Below are 20,069 nucleotides of genomic sequence, written 5' to 3'. Positions count from 1 at the left end.
TGCCGGCAGGCCGTAGCACCCAGCATCGGAGGAGCCATGAAGGACAGATCATCCCGTCCAGCCGCTTTTGACGAAATGCGCGACAGCGCCGGCGGCATACGCTCCCAATACCAGGCCTTCGAGCGCTGGCACCAAGAGCAATCGGCCGAAGCCATGGCCGTGCGACGGCTCGAGGCAGACCTGAGTTTCCGCCGCGTCGGCATCACCTTTTCGGTTGCCGGCGACGCCGCCGGCACCGAACGCCTGATCCCGTTCGACCTGATCCCCCGGATCATCCCCGCCGACGAATGGCGCCACCTGGAGGCCGGCCTGAAGCAGCGCGTGCGCGCGCTGAACATGTTCATCCACGACATCTACCATGGCCACGACATCGTGCGCGCCGGCATCGTGCCGGCCGAACAGGTGTTTCTGAATGCCCAGTACCGCCCTGAAATGCAGGACGTGGATGTGGCGGAAGACATCTACTGCCACATCGCCGGCGTGGACATCGTGCGCGCGGGTGCGGGCGAGTTCTACGTGCTGGAAGACAACCTGCGCGTGCCCTCCGGCGTGTCCTACATGCTTGAGAACCGCAAGATGTCGATGCGGCTGATGCCGGACGCATTCAGCCGCATCAAGGTCGAGCCGGTGGCGCACTATCCCGACCTGCTGCTGGACAACCTGCGAGAAGTCGCGCCGCATGGCGGCGACGACCCCACCGTGGTGGTGCTGACGCCCGGCATGTATAACTCGGCCTACTTCGAACACGCGTTCCTGGCCCAGCAGATGGGGGTGGAACTGGTGGAAGGCCAGGACCTGTTCGTGGAACAGAACACCGTCTACATGCGCACCACGCAGGGCCCGCGCAAGGTAGACGTGATCTACCGCCGGCTGGACGACGACTTCCTGGACCCCTTGTCGTTCCGCGCCGATTCGGCGCTGGGCGTGCCCGGCCTGCTCTCGGTGTACCGCGCCGGCCGCGTCACGCTCGCCAACGCCATCGGCACCGGCATTGCCGACGACAAGTCCACGTATCTGTACGTGCCGGACATGATCCGGTTCTATCTCAGCGAAGAGCCCATTCTGTCGAACGTTCCCACCTGGCGTTGCGGCCGGCCGGACGAGCTGTCCCATGTGCTGGCGAACATGCACGACCTGGTGGTGAAGGAGGTGCACGGCGCAGGCGGCTACGGCATGCTGGTGGGCCCATCGTCCACCCGCGCCGAAATCGACGCGTTCAAGGACCGCGTGCGCGCCAACCCCGCCAACTACATCGCACAACCGACGCTGGCGCTGTCCACCATCCCCACCTATGTGGAATCGGGCGTGGCGCCGCGGCATGTCGACCTGCGCCCCTACGTGCTGTGCGGCAAGGACATCCGCACCGTCCCCGGCGGCCTGTGCCGCGTGGCGTTGACCGAAGGCTCGCTGGTCGTCAACAGCAGCCAGGGCGGCGGCACCAAAGACACCTGGGTTCTGGAGGACTGACCATGTTGAGCCGAACCGCCGACAACCTGTTCTGGATGTGCCGCTATATCGAGCGCGCCGAGAACACCGCCCGCATGCTGGACGTGAACCTGCAGATGTCGCTGCTGCCGCAAGACCCGCAGACGCGCGAGGGCTCGTGGCTGGGCGTCCTGCGCATTTCCGAGCTGCAGGGTCTGTACCAGAGCAAGTACACCGCCATCTCGCCCCATGACGTGTTGCAGTACATGGTGCGCGACCCCGAAAACCCGTCGTCCATCTATTCGTGCATGCGGGCCGCCCGTGAAAACGCGCGCGCGGTGCGCGGCAGCCTGACGACCGAAGTCTGGGAAACCTACAACACCACCTGGCTTGAACTGCTGAAGCACTTGCACACCGGCCTGCTGGAACGGAATCCGGGCGAGTTCTTCGAATGGGTGAAGTTCCGCTCGCACCTGGCGCGCGGCGTCACCATCGGCACCATGCTGGAGGACGAAGCGCTGTACTTCCTGCGCATCGGCATGCATCTGGAACGGGCCGACAACACCGCACGGATGCTGGACGTGAAGTTCCACGAACGGGGCGGCAACGGCGCGCAGGGCGCGTTCCAGAACGGATCGCAAAATGGGGCCCAGGAAATTCGCACCGAGCCCACCGGCACCGCCGCGCTGCAAAGCGAGTTCTACCGATGGTCCGCACTGCTGAGTTCGGTGTCCGGGCTGGAGATTTATCGAAAGGTGTACCGCGACGTGATCACGCCCGACCGCGTCGCCGAACTGCTGATCCTGCACGGCGACATGCCGCGCTCGCTGCTGGCGTCGATGCGGGCGGTGGCCGACGATCTGGCGCGCGTCTCCAACCAGCGCTCGACCGAAACCGAACGCCGCGCCGGCATGCTGTGCGCCGAGCTGCAGTACGGCCGCGTCGAAGACATCCTGGATAGCGGGCTGCACCAGTACCTGGACCACTTCCTGGACCGCATCAACGACCTGGGCAACCGGATCAGCCAGGATTTCCTGGTCCCGCTGTCGGCATAACTCGGAGACAGCCATGAAACAGTTCATCACCCACGTCACGCACTACCGATACACCGCACCGGTCACCTACAGTATCCAGACCCTGCGCCTGACGCCCCGCGACGACGAGCACCAGCGCGTGCTGCGCTGGCACATCGAAGCGCCCGGCGCACTGGAAAAGCAGGTGGACGCCTACGGCAACATTACCCACACGCTGACCCTGAACCACGCCCATACCGACATCGAACTGCGCGTGGTGGGGCAGGTGCAGGTGGCGCCGCTGGTACGCGGCGTGCTGGGCGGCGAAGACAGCCGCCTGCCCGTGCACGCCTATTGCGTTCAGACGCCGCTGACGCAGGCCGACGACACGATCATGGCCTTCGTGCGCGAAGTCTTGCCCAACGGTCTTGGCACGCCGGACGACATCCTGGCGCTGGCCAACGCCATCAGCGACCGGGTGGCCTATGAACCCGGCACCACCGACGTCACCACGGCAGCCAATCAGGTGCTGGCCATGGGGCACGGCGTGTGCCAGGACCATGCCCACCTGTTCTTGGCCTGCGTGCGCGGCCTGGGCGTGCCCGCGCGCTACGTCAGCGGCTACGTGTATACAACGTCGGAACACTCGGCCAGCCATGCCTGGGCCGATGTGTGGCTGGCCGACATCGGCTGGACCAGCGTCGACATCACCAACCGCCAGTTCGCCTCGGACAGCCACTGCCGCCTGGCCGTGGCGCGCGACTACGATTCGGCGTCACCGATTCGCGGCGTGCGCAGCGGCGGCGGCGAGGAATCCATGGAGATCAGCGTGCAGGTCCAGACTTCCGGGCAGCAGTAACCCCCGGAGCCGCGCCGCAATACAATGCGGCGTGGTTTTTCCAAATTTCCGATCATGACCTATTGCGTAGCAGCCCGCCTCGACGCCGGCTTGGTTTTCCTGTCCGACTCCCGCACCAATGCCGGCGTGGACCAGATCAGCGTCTTCCGCAAAATGACCGTCTTCGAGCGCCCGGGCGAGCGCGTCATGGTCCTGATGACCTCCGGCAACCTGGCGGTCAGCCAGGCCGTGCTGCATGCCCTGACTCGGCAACACGACGAAGGCGGCGACACCATCTGGAACGCGGCCGACCTGTTCGAGGCCACCCGCTGCGTCGGCGCGGCGGTGCGCGAAGTCTATCAGCGCGAAGCGCCCGCCCTGCACGAGCAGGGCGTGGACTTCAATGTCAGCATCATTTTCGGGGGACAGATTGGCGCGGAGCGCTGCCGGCTGTTCCAGATCTATTCCGCGGGCAACTTCATCGAGGCCGGCCAGGAGTGCCCGTACTTCCAGATCGGCGAAGCCAAATACGGCAAGCCCATCCTGGACCGCGTACTGCGCCCCGACACTTCGCTGGACGAGGCCGCCAAGTGCGCGCTGATCTCGATGGACTCCACGCTGCGCTCGAACATTTCCGTCGGCCTGCCGCTGGACCTGCTGGTCTACGACACGAACGCGCTGCGCGTCACGCACTTCGCCAGCATCGACGAACACAACCAGTACTTCCGCATGATCCGCAGCACCTGGGGCGAACGCCTGCGCCAGGTTTTCGCCGAGATCCCGGACCCGCTGTGGACCAATCCGGACGACCCCGGCTCACTGGTGCCGCCCAGCCGCGTCCATCAGCCGCTGCGGCTTGAACCCGCGAACGCGCCGCAGCCCAGCTACCCCACGCCGCAGGTGCTGGCGGAAGACCCGGGCAAGGACCAGGCGAGTTAAGGCAGGATTGCCCCGACTGAAGGTGGATCATTGACGATCACAGGCCCGGGATTCAGTCTGATAACGGCGATTTCAGCAGAAGCGACGGCTATTCCGCGCCCTCTCTACTTGCGCTGACGTCCCGTATTCACCTAAAGTCTGCTCAACGCATATGCGAGTCATGTGCCCACCTTCCGAGGCCCGCGCAAGCAATTGCTGCGGGCTTTCGTGTCTCTGCACCAGAGATCGCGCCCAGGTCCCAGCAAAGAGTGACATTTCCGCGCGTGGCAACGAAAACGGCGTGTTCCCGCGACCTACACTGCCTCTCATCGCATGCGTCGGCATGCTGCGCAGAGGACTTCGTCATGCATTACGTCGTGTATCTGGACGAATTCGGGCATATCGGCCCCTTCATTTCCCGTGATCACGAAAAACACAAAACCAGCCCGGTTTTTGGTTTTGGCGGGCTCGTCCTGCCCATCGCGGCGGTACGCGACTTTGCCATCTACTTCTACAAGCTGAAGTGTCGCCTTTTGAAGTTCGAGCTCGAACAGCAGGACGAACCTGCATACCGATGGGAAAAGAAAGGAGCGCAACTCTACACCGTCAAGAACGTGGAGAAGTACCGAGAGCTAAGGACAGCGACGGGAAGACTGCTCAATCACCTGAAGCAACTCGGCGGACATGTGATCTATGGCGGCGAGCACAAGGCGGTCGGCGCAGCGACCGCCCCATCGGCAAAGATCTTCAAGCATCATTTGCTGCAATTGGTGCATCAGGCAGACCGATTTTGCGCGGCGCGACAAGCGACCTTCATGCTGTTGCTTGATGAACAGCAAGCTGGCAGCGTCTGGCGCGAAATGAACGTGGAAGCTTGCACACTCGCAATGTTCGCCGCTGAACCCGATCGTTGCAGAACATTGGTCGAACCCCCGCTCCAGGGCGAGAGCTACCTGTTCCAGACGCTGCAATGCGCCGACTGGATATGCGGCTTGATCGGCCGGCTTTGCACATATCAAGTGGCATCCCACCAATATGCAGACTGGGAGATATTTCACCGCTATTTTCATGACCGCGTGAAGGCCGCGGCACTGCCATGCAGCAGGCTGGATAGGAGGGATATCCCCGCCTATCCACCGTATCCCACCCAGTACCGCGTAAACCCGCCTTTCCCGCAGCCGAAGCCCGGCTTGTGAAACGGCAAATTCTCATCCTTGGCCTGGCACGCGACACTGGTGCCGGCCCGCGCTGCGTTCGTGGGCTCGAGACAACCACAAGGAGCGAGACATGCCCCCCATTTTCACGCGCGCGGCGACGCGTGCCGCCTGGCCCCTGCTGGCCCTGTCCTGCTTTGCCTGGGGTTCCGCCAGCGCGCAAGGCGCATATCCGAACCATCCCATTTCGCTCGTCGTGCCGTTCGCGGCGGGCGGCCCCACGGACGTGGTGGCGCGCAGCCTGGGGGCCTCCATGGCCAAGACGCTGGGCCAGAGCATCATCATCGAAAACCGCACGGGCGCGGGTGGCACGCTGGCATCCCAGCATGTGGCGCGCGCGGCGCCGGACGGGTACACCTTCCTGATCCACCACAACGGCATGGCCACCGCACCGGCGCTATACCGCAAGCTGTCGTTCAATCCGCTGACGGACTTCGCCTACGTCGGCCAGGTGGCGGATGTGCCGATGACGCTGCTGGGCCGCAAGGACCTGCCGGCCGATGGCATGGCGGGCTTCATCAAGTACGCGAAAGAGAACGGCAACAAGGTCAACCTGGCCAACGCGGGATTGGGCGCGGTGTCGCAACTGTGCGGCATGCTGCTGCAAGAGTCGCTGGGCGTGCAGTTCACGACCGTGCCCTATGCCGGCACGGCGCCTGCGATGACCGCGCTGTTGGGCGGCCAGGTCGATGTGCTGTGCGACCAGACCACGCAGACCATCCCGCAGATCAAGGCACAACGGGTGAAGCTGTACGGCGTCACGACGCTGGACCGCATCAAGGCCCTGCCCGACGCGCCGACCCTGCAGGAAGGCGGTTTGAAGGGCTTTGAAGTGAAGGTGTGGCATGGCGTCTATGCGCCGAAGGGCACGCCGCCCGAGGCGATCGCGAAGTTCAATGCGGCGCTGCGCACGGCGCTGAAGGATCCGGCCTTCACGCAGAAAATGGCCGAGCTGGGCGCCGAGATCGTGCCCGAATCCAAACAGACGCCCGAAGGCCTGCAGACCTGGCTGCAAGCCGAAGTCGACAAGTGGGGGGGCATTATCCGCAAGGTGGGCGTGTACGCCGATTGATGGCGGCGCCGTGCGAGGAATACCGCGCACCGCCCATCCTACGATTCAATAGCGAAAAAAAAGGCCGGCGGATACGCCGGCCTTTCGCATTGCGCACGGGGCGCGACGCTTACAGCGCCAGTTCCTTCCACACCGCCAGCGGCGCTTCCGCGTGGTTCAAGGTGTAGAAGTGCAGGCCCGGCGCGCCGTTGTCCAGCAAGGTTTGGCACAGCTCGGTGACCACGTCCACGCCGAAGGCGCGGATGGAGGCCTTGTCATCGCCAAACTCCGCCAGGCGCAGCCGGATCCAGCGCGGCACTTCCGCCCCGCACATTTCCGAAAAGCGCAGCAGCTGCGTGTGGTTCGTGATGGGCATGATGCCCGGCACGATCGGCACGCGAACGCCCTTGGCCTGGGCCCGGTCGACGAAGTCGAAATAGGCGTCGGCGTTGAAAAAATACTGCGTGATGGCCGCATCGGCGCCGGCATTCACCTTGGTCACGAAATGGTCCAGGTCCGCGGACGGATTGGCCGCTTGCGGGTGCATTTCGGGATAGGCCGCCACTTCGATGTGGAACCAGTCGCCGGTTTCCTCGCGGATGAACGACACCAGTTCGTTGGCGTAGCGCAATTCGCCCGCATCGCCGCCCATGCCCGAAGGCAGGTCGCCGCGCAGGGCGACCACGCGCCGCACGCCATCGTTCTTGTACGCCTGGAGGATGTCCCGCAAGTCTTGGCGAGTGGCGCCCACGCACGACAAGTGGGGCGCCGCATCACAACCCAGGTTGCGCAGCGTGCGCACGGCATCCGCCGTGCCGGCGCGCGTGGAACCGCCCGCGCCGAAGGTCACGCTGACGTACTTGGGCTGGATGGCCAGCATCTGCTTGGCCGCGCGGACCAGCCGTTCCTGGCCGGCCAGATCGCGCGGGGGGAAGAATTCCAGACTGAAAGCGGGAGACATCGAATCAGGCATTAGGGGATCAGTTTGGTAAGCAGACCAGAGATGATGCTGTACAGAATGGCACCGCCCACGGCCCACCAGAAGCCGTTGACCTGGAAGCCCTTCAGCACGGAGCCGACGAACCAGAACAACAAGGCGTTGATGACGATGAGGAAGAGCCCGAGGGTGACGACCGTGATGGGAAGCGTCAGCAGCACCAGCACCGGCTTGACCAGCATGTTCACCAAGCCCAGCACCAGCGCGGCGATCAGCGCCGATCCGAAACTGGCCACGGTGATGCCGGGCAACAAGTAGGCAACGGCCAGCAGGGCCACTGCGTTCAAGATCCAGACGAGTATCAATGTCACCATGTTCGTTCTCCTGTAAGCGCTCCGCGGCCCCTTGATCGCCAGGCGATGCCGGGGAGCCCCGCGGTTCGGAAAGCCCGCGCCAACATGGCGCGGCACTTCCCTATTTTGCTACATGCATCAATAGCGGTAGTGGTTCGGCTTGAAGGGACCTTCCACCGGCACGTTGATGTAGTCGGCCTGATCCTGACGCAGGGTCGTCAGCTTCACACCCAGTTTCTTCAGGTGCAGACGGGCAACCTTTTCGTCCAGGTGCTTGGGCAACACGTAGACTTCGCCGGACTTGTAGGCGTCGTTGCGCGTGAACAGTTCGATCTGGGCGATGGTCTGGTTGGCGAACGAGGACGACATCACGAACGACGGGTGACCCGTGGCGCAACCCAGGTTCACCAGGCGGCCCTGGGCCAGCAGGATGATGCGCTTGCCGTCCGGGAAGATCACGTGATCGACTTGCGGCTTGATCTCTTCCCACTGGCAATCCGCCAGGCCGGCAACGTCGATTTCGTTGTCGAAGTGGCCAATGTTGCAGACGATGGCCTGGTCTTTCATCACGTTCATGTGTTCGCGCGTGATGACGTGGTAGTTGCCGGTGGCAGTGACGAAGATGTCGCCGTGGGCGGCGGCTTCTTCCATGGTCACGACCTTGAAGCCTTCCATCGCGGCTTGCAGCGCGCAGATCGGGTCGACTTCGGTGACCCAGACTTGCGCGCGCAGCGCGACCAGCGCCTGGGCGCAGCCCTTGCCCACGTCGCCATAGCCGGCCACGACGGCGATCTTGCCGGCGACCATCACGTCGGTGGCGCGCTTGATGCCGTCCACCAGCGATTCACGGCAGCCGTACAGGTTGTCGAACTTGGACTTGGTGACCGAGTCATTGACGTTGATGGCGGCAAAGGCCAGCTCGCCCTTTTGCGACATCTGGTACAGGCGATGCACGCCGGTCGTGGTTTCTTCCGTCACGCCCTTGATTTGCGCCAGGCGGGTGGAATACCACTTCGGATCGCGCTTGAGGGTTTCCTTGATGGCGGCGAACAGGATGCGCTCTTCGTCGCTGCCCGGGTTGGCCAGCACCGAAATATCCTTTTCGGCCTTGGTGCCCAGGTGCAGCATCAACGTGGCGTCGCCGCCGTCGTCGAGGATCATGTTGGCGTGCTGGCCGTTGGGCCATTCGAAGATCTTGTGGGTGTACTGCCAGTACTCTTCCAGCGTTTCGCCCTTGACGGCGAAGACGGGCGTGCCCGACGCGGCGATCGCGGCGGCGGCGTGGTCTTGCGTGGAGAAGATGTTGCACGAGGCCCAGCGCACTTCGGCGCCCAGGGCCACCAGCGTTTCGATCAGCACGCCGGTCTGGATGGTCATGTGCAGGCTGCCCGCGATGCGCGCGCCCTTCAACGGCTGCGCGGCGGCGAATTCTTCGCGGATGGCCATCAGGCCGGGCATTTCGGTTTCGGCGATGGCCAGCTCGCGGCGGCCCCAGCCTGCCAGCGACAGGTCGGCAACCAGGTAATCGGAGAAGGATTTATCAGTCACAGCGTTCATGGTGTGTGTAGGCTCCACGTGAATTTCGAACGGCGCACGATATGGCCGGTCAACGCGAATACACCACGACAGTCGAGTGCTCGCCTTTCCCGCCATATGCGACAAAGGTGAGCGCCGTTGCTGTAGCGACGCGCAGGGCGCGGCGCTTGAACAAGGATTCCTGAGCCTGGCGAGCCGGGTTCCACTTGGCATGGCGGTGTGGGATCACAGCATGAAGGGAACCACAGGGTCGTCGCAACGCTCCTCAGGATTGCGAAGGATTGTACCGGTTTGGCGTGCCGTCCGGAAACCCGTCCCCAAAAATTTACCCGGTATCCGCCGGCGTTCACCCGGCGCGGGCCAGCGAGGGCCGCGACGACGCGTCCGCTACCAGCGGCACCAGTGAATCCAGCAGATCCGATGCCACCGAGTCCCAGCTGCGGGTCAGCGCGTGCGCCCGCACCGCGTGGCGGTCCAGCGGCAGCGCGGCGTGGCAGGCGTGGGCCAGATCGTCGTCCAGGCAGCCGGTGACGCCCTGGGTCACCACGGCAAGCGGCGCCTCGCTGCGAAAGGCCGCCACCGGCGTGCCGCAGGCCATCGCCTCCAACATCACCAGGCCGAACGTGTCGGTCAGGCTGGGGAACACAAAGACGTCGGCCGCCGCGTAGAAGCCGGGCAGCGCATCGTCCTTCTGCATGCCCAGAAAGACCGCGTCGGGAAATGCCTTCTTCAACCGCGCCTCGTCGGGGCCGGCGCCCACCACGACCTTGCTGCCGGCAAGCGGAAGCGACAGGAAGGCGTCCAGGTTCTTTTCGCGCGCCACGCGGCCCACGCTCAAGTAGACCGGCCGCGGCAGATGCGCGAAGGCCGAGCTTTCCGTCGGCTGGAATTTGCGTGGATCGACCCCGCGCGACCAGACCCGCAGGTTCGTCAGGCCGCGCTGCACCAGAACGTCGCGCACCGTGGGGGTCGGCACCAGCACGCATTGCGAGGGGCGGTGAAACCAGCGCAGATAGCGCCACGGCAAGGCCGCCGGGATGCCCATGCGCGCCTGCAGATAGTCGGGAAACATCGTGTGGAACGAGGTCGTGAACTGCCAGCCGCGCGCCAGCGCCATGCGGCGTGCGGCCAGGCCCAGCGGCCCTTCGGTGGCGATGTGCAGCGCGTCGGGAATGGTGTCGCCCAGGATGCGCCGCAATTGACGCCCCGGCTGCAGGCATAGCCGCAGGTCCGGTTCGGACGGGGCCGGAATCGTCCGGCTGCCCTGCGGGTTCACCACGATCAGCTCGTGGCCCCATTCACTCAGGATCTGCTGCATGGTCGTCCAGGTGCGGACGACGCCGTTGACTTGCGGATGCCAGGCATCCGTAACCAGAACGATGCGCATGATAGGGCCGGAAGTGGGCGATAACGCGATTTAGCCCGCGCGATATGACATGCCCAAGACGGCCGGACGTTGCGGGCCGCCGTCCGCGCTTAATTGTTGCGCCGGGGATACCCTTGCGCCTTGATGCGGATCCAGACTTCGCGCTTTTCCTCTTCCGTCATGAAGACCCAGTTGGCAACTTCCATGGCGGTGCGGCCGCAGCCGCGGCAGATATCGTCGAACAGGGTCGAACACACGGCCACGCAGGGCGAGTCAGTCGCCTTGAAGACGCGTTGCGCGTCTTCTGGCTCGGGCAATTCGGAAAGATCGGCGAAGTAACGATTCATGGGGCGAAGGTTAACACCAGGGGTGTGTCCCTTATTGGATAGCCCTATCGCCCGCCCTGGCTTGATTGACAGCCTGGGCTACCGCCATCCAAAGAACGCACCCGCCTCTTCCAGCAGCGCGTCGGGGGTTTCTTCGGCCAGATAGTGCGCCCCGGGCAGCGATCCCCCCGAGACCTCGTCGGCGACCGCGCGCCACAGCCCCAGCACGTCGAAATTCTTGCCGACGGCGCCACGCTCGCCCCATAGCGCCCGCACCGGCATCCGCAAGCGCTCGCCGGCGGCGCGGCTGGCGCTGTCATGGTCCAGGTCCAGCGTGGCCGACGCGCGGTAGTCCTCGCACAAGCCCGTGGCCCAGCCGGGCTGCCGGGCCGCGCGCTCATATTCCGCCATGGCCTGCGCGGAAAAATGCGCCAGGCCGCCGGGCCGGCCGCCCATCACCGAGCGCAGGTAGAACACGGGGTCGTGCCCGATCATGGTTTCCGGCCCCGGTGCCGGCTGGATCAGCCAGAACCAGTGGAAGTAGGCCTGCGCAAACGCCCGCGTCGTGCCCTCGTACATGTCCAGCGTGGGCGCGATGTCCAGCAACATCATGCGGGACACGGCGCCGGCATGATCCAGCCCCAGCCGATGCGCCACCCGGGCGCCGCGGTCGTGCGCCAGCACCTCGAAGCGCTCATGGCCCAGCGCGCGCATCACCGCGATCATGTCGGCCGCCATCTGACGCTTGGAATGGGCGGAATGATCCGCCGTGGCCGCGGGCTTGTCGCTGTCCCCGTAACCGCGCAGGTCGGCCGCCACGCAGGTGCGATGCCGCGTCAGCTCGGGCCACACGCGGTGCCAGATGGCATGCGTTTGCGGATGGCCATGCAGCAACAGCAGCGGCGGCCCTGACCCGTCGATGCGCGCGGCAATGTCTATGCCGTCGGCCGGGATGCGGCGCACGGGCAGGTCGAAGAATGCGGTCATGGGTACTGCCTCCTGTTGTTACTGTCGCCCGGCGTCCAGACGGTCGCGCACCGTGCGCGCCACGTCCTTCATCCAGGGGTGGCGCGCCCAGTGGGCCGCTTCGAAACGTTCCACCTCGGGCAGTTGGGCCAGCGACGCGCCCACCATGTCCTGCCCTTGCGCGAACATGCGGCGATGCCGTTCCGGCAACGTGAAGCCCGCCGTCCAGCCGTCCGCGGCACGGACCTGGCCCGCCATCACGTCGACGGCCATGCGGTTGCCGCCCGCCACGCCCGTATTGGACACCCGCGCGAGCAGCGCGTCGACCTCGGCCGGCGGCAGGCTGACCAGCAGCAGGCCGTTGTTCAGCGCGTTGAAGTAGAAGATCTCGCCAAAGCTCGGCGCGATCACCGCGCGGATGCCGAACTGCTGCAAGCCCCACACCGCATGTTCCCGGCTGGAGCCGCAGCCGAAGTTGGGGCCGGCCACCAGCAGCGACGTGCCCGCGTAGGCGTCCTGGTTCAGGACGAAGCCGGGGCGTGGCGCGCCATCTTCGTCAAAGCGCAGGTCATACAGCAGGCCACGATCCAGCCCGGCCTTGTCGATGATGCGCAGGAACTGCTTGGGCATGATCTGGTCGGTGTCCAGATTGGAAAACGGCAGCGGCGCGGCGATGCCTTCGATCAGCGGGTTCATTTGGCTTGCTCCCAGTCGCGGGCGTCAACGATGCGGCCGGCCAGCGCGGCCGCCGCCGCCATGGCGGGGCTCATCAGGTGCGTGCGCCCTGCCCGCCCCTGGCGTCCTTCGAAATTGCGGTTGGTGGTGGAGGCGCAGCGCTCGCCGGGCCGCAGCACGTCGTCGTTCATGGCCAGGCACATCGAACAGCCCGGCTGGCGCCATTCGAAGCCGGCGTCGATCAGTTGCGCGGCCAGCCCCTCGGCTTCGGCCTGCGCGCGCACCGCGCCCGACCCCGGCACGACCATCGCCCGCACGCCGGCGGCAACCTTGCGGCCGCGCACCATCGCCGCGACCACGCGCAGGTCTTCAATGCGGCCGTTGGTGCAAGAACCGATGAACACCCGGTCGATCGGCACGCCGGCGATCGGCATACCGGGCGCCAGGCCGATGTAGTCCATGGCCTTTTCCAACGCCAGCCGGGCCAGCGTGTCGGGCTCCGCCTGCGGATCCGGCACCCGTCCGGTGATCGGCATGGCCTGATCGGGGCTGGTGCCCCACGTGACAAAGGGCGCAATGTCGGCCGCGTTGAACACGTGTTCGACATCGAACGCCGCACCGTCGTCGGTGCGCAGCGTGGCCCAATAGCCGCGCGCCGCGCGCAACGCCTCGCCGCGCAAGTGGGGCGCATGCGCGGTGACATACGCGTCGGTGGTCGCATCCGGCGCGATCAGCGCGGCGCGCGCACCGGCCTCCACGGTCATGTTGCACAGGGTCATGCGGGCTTCGGCCGACAACGCGTCGATCGCCGCGCCGCAGAACTCCACGGCGTGCCCCCGCGCGCCTTGAGCGCCGATGCGATGCACCAGATAAATGACCAGGTCCTTGGCGGACACGCCAGCGCCCAGCACGCCGTCGACCCGGACGCGCATGTTGCGCGCAACGCGGTAGACGAGCGTCTGCGTGGCCAGGATGTGTTCGACTTCCGACGTGCCGATGCCGAAGCCCAACGCGCCCAACGCGCCATAGGTGGTGGTGTGGCTGTCGCCGCACAACACCACCATGCCGGGCAGGATCATGCCGTGTTCGGGCGCGATCACGTGTTCGATGCCTTGCAGCGGGTCGGTGGTGTCGAACAGCGCGATGCGCTGGGCGTCGCAATTGTGCTTCAGGTTCAGGGCCTGGCGCGACGAGGCATCGTCGGCGATGACGCGCAGCGCCGACGGCACCGGGTGCGTGGGAATGATGTGGTCCACCACCGCCATCTGCTGGCCCGGCCGCAACACGGCCCTGCCGCGCGCGGCCAGGCCGCTGAAGGCTTGCGGGCTGGTGTATTCGTTCATGATGTGCAGATCGACATAAAGCAGGATGTGCTCGTCGTCGATGCGGGCCACTTCATGGCTGGCCACCAGTTTGTCGTATAGCGTCATGCCGGGCATGTCTTGTCGTCCTTGATTGCAGTGCCCGCGACCGACCGCGGGCGCATCTTGCGGCAAGGGCCTGTCAACCTGACAGGCGCCTCGCATTACCGCTAGTTGGCCTGGATACCGGCGTCCTTCACGATGCCCGCCCAGCGCGTCATCTCGGCGGCCACCATGTCGTCCGTCTTGGCCGGCGTGGAAATCAGGGGATCGAACCCTTCCTTCTGCATGCGGTCTTTCAGTGCCTGCGACTGCAGCGCTTCGGCCAGCTTGGCGTTCAGCGTATCGATCACCGCTTGCGGCGTGCCGGCCGGCGCGCTGACCACGAACCAGGTGTTGAACGCGTAGCCGGGCAGGCCGGATTCCGCGATGGTGGGCACGTCGGGCAGCAGCGGCGAGCGCGTGGTGCCCGTCACGCCCAGCGCGCGGAGCTTCTTGCCGTCGACTTGCGGCTTGGCCGCGGACAGCACGGGGAAGCTCATCTGCACCTGGCCGCTGATGGTGTCCACCATGGCCGGGCCGCCGCCCTTGTACGGCACATGCAAGATCTGCGTCTTGGACACGGACTTGAACAGTTCGGCGGCCATGTGGAAGGTGCTTCCCGTGCCCGCGGAACCGAAGCTCAGGTCATTGGCGGGCCGCGCGCGGACATAGGCCAGCAGCTCGCTCACGCTGGCGACCGGCAACGCGTTCGTCACCGTCAGCACGTGCTGCGACGTGCCTACCGTGCCCACCGACCGCAGATCCTTTCTGGTGTCGAACGGCATCTCTTTGAACAACGCGGGGTTGATGGCCAGCGACATCGTGTTGATCGCCAGCGTATAGCCGTTGGGTTGGGCGCGCGCCACGGCGGCCATGCCGATGTTGCCGGAAGCGCCGGCCCGGTTCTCCACGATCACGCTCTGGCCGAGGGCTCGGCCCCACGCGTCTGAAATCAGCCGCGCGGCGATGTCCACGCTGCCGCCAGGCGCGAACGGCACGACAAGCGTCACGGCGCGCTCGGGGAACGCGTCGGCGGCCACGGCGGGAAAGCTCCAACAGGATGCAACGGCAAGGGCGGCGCAGACCGCGCCGGCCACGGGTTTGAATTTCATTCCTGGTCTCCTCGGTTGGCCGCGTGGGTGCGGCTCTATATCGGTAGGGCCAGTGTATAAGCCGGTTTAATTCTTATAATTGCGACCAAGACTAAATCTTTATTAAATTCAATTTATAAATAGCGATTACCAGGCCCGCCTATGGACGCCCTTTCCGACCTTGCCTTCTTCTCGCTGGTGGTCAAGCACGGCAACCTGTCCGCCACCGCGCGCGAACTGGGCCTGACGCCGCCCGCCATCAGCACGCGATTGGCCCGGCTGGAGCAGCGCCTGGGCGTCAGGCTGCTGAACCGCACTACGCGGCGGGTCAGCGTCACGCAAGAGGGCGAGCTGTATCTGGCGGAAGGCACCCGCATCCTGGCTGACCTGGAAGCCCTGGAACGGTCGGTCTCAAGTGCCCGCGCCCAGCCGCAGGGCCTGCTGCGGCTGAACGCCACGTTCGGTTTCGGGCGCGCCCACATCGTGCCGGCCGTGTCGGACTTCGCGCGCCAATTCCCGGACGTCGAAGTCTTGATGCGGCTGACGGACCGGCCGCTGAACCTGATCGAGGAAGGCTTCGACGTGGCCGTGCGTTTCGGCGACCTGCCCGACGCCCGACTGACCGCACGCAAGATCGCATCCAACCGGCGGCTGCTCTGCGCGTCGCCCCGCTACCTCGACACTTACGGCGAACCCCGCGCGCCGGGCGACCTGCAGCGCCACCGCTGCATCGTGGTGCGCGAGAACGACGTGGCCTACGGCACCTGGCGCTTGGAATCCGGCCAACGCGCCGAAACCGTCAAAGTGCGCGGCCCGGTCAGTTCGAATGACGGCCAAAGCGCGTTGGAATGGGCGCTGGACGGCCACGGCATCGTCATGCGGTCCGAATGGGAAACCGCGGCCTACCTGCGCGCGGGCCGGCTACGCGAAGTGTTGGCGGATTGGCGCACGCCGTCCGCCGACATTCACGCGCTGTATCCCGAACGCTTGAACCTGCCAGCCAAGACAGTCGCGTTCGTGGAGTTCCTGACGCAGCGCTTCGCCCGGCACCTGCGCCCGCCGGGCGGCCACGGCGCGGTGTGGTGAAGGCGCCGCCTTAGATTTCGTCGATCGCGGTGCTGGCCGCCGTTCCCGCCGGCGCGTCCCCCGCGCCGATCGCGTAGCGGTCGCGCGTCGTGACGTAGAAGCTTGCGCCGAAACGCCCCACCGGAAAATAGTCCTGCAGGCGCACGCGCCAGGTTTCCGTGTCGATCAGGCCATCGCGCGCATGCAGCCAGCGCACCTGGCCAATGAAGATCTGCCGGCTGGCGGTTTCCATCGTTTCATACAGCGTGCATTCGAAGGCAACCGGCGCCTGCACGATGCGGGGCGGCTTGACGTGGTGGCTGGGCGCGGCGTCCAGCCCGGCGTGGGCCAGTTCACTGACGTCCGCCGGCAGACGGTCGCCGCAGCGGTGCATTTTTTCCGCCATCGCTTCGTCGGTCAGGTGCACCACGAATTCCTTATCGCGGGCAATGTTGCGCGCCGTGTCCTTCAAGCCGCCGTCTTCCAGCCGGTTGATGCTGACCATGACAATCGGCGGGTCTTCGCCCAGCATGTTGAACATGCTGAACGGCGCGGCGTTGACCACGCCGGTTTCGGACAAGGTGGTGATCAGCGCGATCGGCCGGGGCACGATCAGGCTGGCCATCAACTTGTAGCGCTGGTATTCGGTGATTGCGTCGAAATCGATTTCCATGTCAGGCCAGTCCCAGCATCTGGGCAAGAGTTTGCGCGGGTTGCGGGCGTTCAAGGCTGATACGCCGCTCCAGGTCCGCAAGGTGGTTGTCATTGATCTTCACGGCTTCCGCCACGTCACCGCGTTCCATCAGGTCGACGATCAGCACGTGCTCGCCATGTTCGCAGGCGGCGTTGCCGGGCGGCTCGTACAGCGCCACGATCAGCGAGCACCGCGACACCAGCTCGGCCAGATAGCCGTGCAGGATCGCGTTGCCGGACAGTTCGCCCAGACGCACGTGAAAGGCACTGGCCTGACGGGCCCACGCGGGCTGCCCGGCGCGGTGCAGCAAGGCGTGTTCGTCGCGCAATTGCTTGCGCAGCGACGCGTAGTCGGCCTTGGTGGCCCGGGCCACGGCCAGGGGCAGCAAGGCCGCTTCCAGCGCGCGGCGCGCCTGGAAAATCTGCCGCGTGTCTTCGGGCGTGGGCTCGGCCACCACCGCGCCGCGGTTGTGGTGCAAATCCACGACGTGCTCGTGCGCCAGCCGCTGCAGGGCTTTGCGCGCCACGGACCGCGATACGCCGAACAACTCGCAGATCGCGGCCTCGGGCAACTTCGTGCCAGGCGTCAGCCGCTGGCTCATCACGCTTTCGTACACGGCTTCGCAGATGCGGCGCTCCATGTCGCTGTCCGGCGCCGCGTCACCGTGGCCGGCGGTGTCCGGGGCGGCGACGGGCGGGGCAGCCGGCTTGCTGCGAGCGGCGGGCTTGGCGCGGGGTTGGGCTGGGCTACGGGTAGGCATGCGGGACTCGGGTGGGCGGACGGAGAAAAGGTATCGGACAACCGGTGGCTCAGCGCGCGGCCACCGCGCCGGACGGCAGGCTATCCACATGGCGGCAGATCTCGCCCGGCGTGGTGAACCAGATCTCGCCCCGGTCGCGCGCCGCCGCCAGCGGCGCCAGCGCCCGGCGCAGGTGCCTCAACCGGTACGGCTGCCCAACGATATAGGGATGCAGCGCAATGCCCATCACCAGGGGCTGGCGAACGGCTTGCGCGCGCATTTCCTCGAACTGATCAAGAATCATATCGGCAAAGTCGCGGGCGTCCATCTTGCGGCCCATGATCATCGGGATGTCGTTGAGTTCCTGCGGATACGGAATGGCCCAGAGATCGCCCGCGCGGGTGCGCATCCGCATGGGCTGGTCATCGTGGCACCAGTTCAGCGTGTAGCGGTAGCCCGCCTCGGCCAGCAGGTCCGGCGTGGCGCGGCTTTCCGAAATCCATGGCGACAGCCAGCCCGCCGGCGCTTGGCCGGCGTGCTGCCGGATGCGGTCGCGGCAATGCGCCAGCAGCGCGCTTTCTTCCGCTTCGGGCAGGCCGCCCTGGCGATGCGCGTTGCTGTAGCCATGCCCGATCAGTTCATCGCCGCGCGCCAGAAAGGCGTCGACCAATTCCGGGCAATGCTCGTACAGCGCGGTGTTGAGCAATACGCCCGCGGGCAGGCGCAGTTCGTCGAACAGTTCCAGGCAGCGCCACGCGCCCACCCGGTTGCCGTACTCGCGCCATGCGTAGTTCAGCACGTCGGGATGGGGCGAGGCCGGTCCCAGTTCAGCCCCCAACCCCTCGCCAAAGGCGAAGTGCTCGATGTTGAAGCCCAGGTACACGGCCAGGCGCGCGCCGTTCGGCCAGGCGTAATCCCCCCGGCCGGTGATCGGCTGATAGGCGAAGCGGCCGTGGCAGGCCAGCGGCGCGGGCGTCCATGCGGACGCGTCGCCGCGCCCCGGATTAGTGCTTGAAAGCGAGGTTGGATTCATTTTGGTGCAAATCCTGATGCATGATTGTTAACAAAATCTTGGGATCTTTGTAGACAAAACTGGAAACTGACGCGGACAAACCACGCCTGAAGACGCCACATTCCCCCTCGTGGCAGAGCGATCACTGCCCATGGCGTCCGGTTGGAACCAGATGGCATGGATCTTGCATGGGGAAACCAGGCAGCCCTTAACCCCATGCAAGATCCGTTCCACTTTTCCAGGAGTGCCCAATGGTCCCGACCCGCCGTTCCTTTTTGCTTCGCGCCACCGCCGCCGCCCTCTTCACCGCCGGCTTGACCCTGCAACCGGCGCTTGCCGCCGACCCCATCAAGATCGGCCTGATCACGGCGCTGTCCGGCGAGTCGGCACGAGCGGGCGAAGCGCTGACGCGCGGCATGACGATCGCCATCGACGAGATCAACGCGAAAGGCGGCCTGTTGGGCGGCCGCCAGATCGTGCTGGTGCGGCGCGACGACGAAGGCAATCCCGCCAAGGGCATGGCCGCCGCGCGTGAATTGATCTTCAAGGAAAAGGTCGCCGTGCTGTTTGGCGGCCTGGACACGCCGGTCTCGATGGCCATCGTGCCCATCGTGAACCAGGAAAAGGTGCCGTTCATGGGGCCGTGGGCGGCGGGCACCGCCATCACGCAAAACAAGGGCAACCCGAACTTCGTGTTTCGCGTGTCGGCCATGGACGAGATCGTGGACAGCGCGATGGTCCAGTACGCGCAAAAGACGTTCCAGAGCGCCAAGCCGGGCATGATCCTCGTGAACAACCCCTGGGGTGAATCCAACGAGAAAGGCCTGAACGCCGCGCTGGCCGCGGCCAAGGTCACGCCCGCCGGCGTCGAGAAATTCCAACCCAACGACCTGGACGTGGTGCCCCAACTGAGCCGCCTGAAGGCCGAGGGCGCCGACACGCTGTTCCTGGTCGGCAACGTCGGCCCGTCGGCGCAGGTCGTGAAGTCGCTGGACCGCATGGGCTGGAAGGTGCCGATCGTGTCGCACTGGGGCCCCGCGGGTGGCCGCTTCACCGAGCTGGCCGGCCCGAACGCCAAGAACGTGCATTTCGTGCAGACCTACAGCTTCTTCGGCAAGCAGGGCCCGGTGGGCGACAAGGTGATGCAGGCGCTGAAGGCCAAGTATTCCGACATCAAGGGCCCGCAGGACATCACGCCTGCCGTGGGCGTGGCCAATGCCTACGACGGCATGCAGCTGGCCGCGCTGGCCATCGCGCAGGCCGGCTCGACCGATGGCGACGCGGTGCGCCAGGGCTTCTACAAGATCGGCAAGTACGACGGCCTGATCAAAACCTATGAACAGCCCTTCACGCCCACTTCGCACGATGCGTTGCGCGAAGACGATTACGTGTGGACGCAGTTCATCGACAACCGCATCCTGCCCGTCAAAGGCGCGCAGTAAACAGC

The 20,069-nt window shown here is 65.6% G+C and carries 20 protein-coding genes and 1 riboswitch; of the genes, 8 read left to right on the top strand and 12 right to left on the bottom strand.

Annotated elements, in window-relative coordinates:
- The first annotated feature begins 36 nt into the window (after positions 1-36).
- From CQ050_RS05800 to CQ050_RS05775, 6 genes are all read left to right on the top strand, one after another.
- Positions 37-1,467, top strand: coding sequence for a circularly permuted type 2 ATP-grasp protein (locus CQ050_RS05800; protein ID WP_105555849.1), 1,431 nt, complete (start codon positions 37-39; stop codon positions 1,465-1,467).
- Between the two features lie 2 nt (positions 1,468-1,469).
- The gene (locus tag CQ050_RS05795) at positions 1,470-2,480 is read left to right on the top strand and encodes an alpha-E domain-containing protein (RefSeq protein ID WP_105555848.1); all 1,011 of its coding nucleotides are present in this window, start codon (positions 1,470-1,472) and stop codon (positions 2,478-2,480) included.
- Positions 2,481-2,493: 13 nt separating this feature from the next.
- Entirely contained in the window at positions 2,494-3,297 is an 804-nt protein-coding gene (locus CQ050_RS05790) for a transglutaminase family protein (RefSeq protein ID WP_105555847.1), read from the top strand.
- A 54-nt stretch (positions 3,298-3,351) separates the two neighbouring features.
- Complete coding sequence (locus CQ050_RS05785) at positions 3,352-4,215, top strand: proteasome-type protease (protein ID WP_105555981.1); 864 nt, start codon at positions 3,352-3,354, stop codon at positions 4,213-4,215.
- Between the two features lie 344 nt (positions 4,216-4,559).
- Entirely contained in the window at positions 4,560-5,390 is an 831-nt protein-coding gene (locus CQ050_RS05780; protein WP_105555846.1) for a DUF3800 domain-containing protein, read from the top strand.
- Between the two features lie 91 nt (positions 5,391-5,481).
- Positions 5,482-6,480 (top strand): tripartite tricarboxylate transporter substrate-binding protein, encoded by a 999-nt coding sequence (locus CQ050_RS05775; RefSeq protein ID WP_105555845.1) that lies wholly within the window; start codon positions 5,482-5,484, stop codon positions 6,478-6,480.
- 109 nt (positions 6,481-6,589) lie between these two features.
- Here the strand turns inward: CQ050_RS05775 and metF are convergent, their stop codons facing one another.
- The 9 genes from metF to CQ050_RS05730 form a co-directional block, all read right to left on the bottom strand.
- On the bottom strand, positions 6,590-7,432 hold the full coding sequence (metF, locus tag CQ050_RS05770; protein ID WP_105555844.1) for a methylenetetrahydrofolate reductase [NAD(P)H]: 843 nt from the start codon (positions 7,430-7,432) through the stop codon (positions 6,590-6,592).
- Positions 7,432-7,767: a phage holin family protein gene (locus CQ050_RS05765; RefSeq protein ID WP_105555980.1), complete on the bottom strand. Its 336-nt coding sequence runs from the start codon at positions 7,765-7,767 to the stop codon at positions 7,432-7,434. Before CQ050_RS05765 ends, metF begins: the two co-directional genes overlap by 1 nt.
- A gap of 120 nt (positions 7,768-7,887) precedes the next feature.
- Positions 7,888-9,306, bottom strand: a complete 1,419-nt coding sequence (gene ahcY, locus CQ050_RS05760; protein ID WP_105555843.1) for an adenosylhomocysteinase — start codon at positions 9,304-9,306, stop codon at positions 7,888-7,890.
- 102 nt (positions 9,307-9,408) lie between these two features.
- Positions 9,409-9,558: riboswitch (S-adenosyl-L-homocysteine riboswitch) on the bottom strand.
- Positions 9,559-9,631: 73 nt separating this feature from the next.
- A complete protein-coding gene (locus tag CQ050_RS05755) occupies positions 9,632-10,672 on the bottom strand; it encodes a glycosyltransferase family 1 protein (RefSeq protein ID WP_105555842.1) in 1,041 nt (346 codons plus the stop codon).
- Between the two features lie 89 nt (positions 10,673-10,761).
- Positions 10,762-10,998, bottom strand: coding sequence for a DUF1289 domain-containing protein (locus tag CQ050_RS05750; RefSeq protein ID WP_006224807.1), 237 nt, complete (start codon positions 10,996-10,998; stop codon positions 10,762-10,764).
- Between the two features lie 78 nt (positions 10,999-11,076).
- A complete protein-coding gene (locus CQ050_RS05745; RefSeq protein ID WP_105555841.1) occupies positions 11,077-11,964 on the bottom strand; it encodes an alpha/beta fold hydrolase in 888 nt (295 codons plus the stop codon).
- Positions 11,965-11,982: 18 nt separating this feature from the next.
- A complete protein-coding gene (gene leuD, locus CQ050_RS05740) occupies positions 11,983-12,639 on the bottom strand; it encodes a 3-isopropylmalate dehydratase small subunit (protein WP_105555840.1) in 657 nt (218 codons plus the stop codon).
- On the bottom strand, positions 12,636-14,057 hold the full coding sequence (gene leuC / locus CQ050_RS05735) for a 3-isopropylmalate dehydratase large subunit (RefSeq protein ID WP_105555839.1): 1,422 nt from the start codon (positions 14,055-14,057) through the stop codon (positions 12,636-12,638). The genes leuD and leuC overlap by 4 nt, the downstream gene beginning before the upstream one ends.
- A gap of 92 nt (positions 14,058-14,149) precedes the next feature.
- Entirely contained in the window at positions 14,150-15,133 is a 984-nt protein-coding gene (locus tag CQ050_RS05730) for a tripartite tricarboxylate transporter substrate binding protein (RefSeq protein ID WP_105555838.1), read from the bottom strand.
- A 141-nt stretch (positions 15,134-15,274) separates the two neighbouring features.
- Here CQ050_RS05730 and CQ050_RS05725 point away from each other — a divergent pair, with 141 nt between their 5' ends.
- Positions 15,275-16,198 carry a LysR family transcriptional regulator gene (locus CQ050_RS05725; RefSeq protein ID WP_105555837.1) on the top strand — a complete coding sequence of 308 codons (924 nt, stop codon included), beginning with the start codon at positions 15,275-15,277 and terminating at the stop codon, positions 16,196-16,198.
- Between the two features lie 10 nt (positions 16,199-16,208).
- Here CQ050_RS05725 and CQ050_RS05720 read toward each other — a convergent pair whose 3' ends face one another.
- The 3 genes from CQ050_RS05720 to CQ050_RS05710 are packed head-to-tail and all read right to left on the bottom strand — an operon-like array spanning position 16,209 to position 18,643.
- The gene (locus CQ050_RS05720) at positions 16,209-16,850 is read right to left on the bottom strand and encodes a flavin reductase family protein (RefSeq protein WP_050446162.1); all 642 of its coding nucleotides are present in this window, start codon (positions 16,848-16,850) and stop codon (positions 16,209-16,211) included.
- 1 nt (position 16,851) lies between these two features.
- On the bottom strand, positions 16,852-17,631 hold the full coding sequence (locus tag CQ050_RS05715; protein WP_105555836.1) for a GntR family transcriptional regulator: 780 nt from the start codon (positions 17,629-17,631) through the stop codon (positions 16,852-16,854).
- Positions 17,632-17,680: 49 nt separating this feature from the next.
- Positions 17,681-18,643 (bottom strand): polysaccharide deacetylase family protein, encoded by a 963-nt coding sequence (locus tag CQ050_RS05710; protein ID WP_199196737.1) that lies wholly within the window; start codon positions 18,641-18,643, stop codon positions 17,681-17,683.
- 230 nt (positions 18,644-18,873) lie between these two features.
- Between CQ050_RS05710 and CQ050_RS05705 the strand changes: the two genes are divergently transcribed.
- Positions 18,874-20,064, top strand: a complete 1,191-nt coding sequence (locus CQ050_RS05705) for an ABC transporter substrate-binding protein (protein WP_105555835.1) — start codon at positions 18,874-18,876, stop codon at positions 20,062-20,064.
- The last annotated feature ends 5 nt before the right edge of the window (positions 20,065-20,069 follow it).

The sequence above is a fragment of the Achromobacter sp. MYb9 genome, assembly GCF_002975275.1.
In the GTDB taxonomy this organism is placed as follows: domain Bacteria; phylum Pseudomonadota; class Gammaproteobacteria; order Burkholderiales; family Burkholderiaceae_B; genus Achromobacter.
The sequence above is the reverse complement of the archived record's forward strand: the minus strand, read 5'-3'. Positions and strand labels throughout refer to the sequence as shown.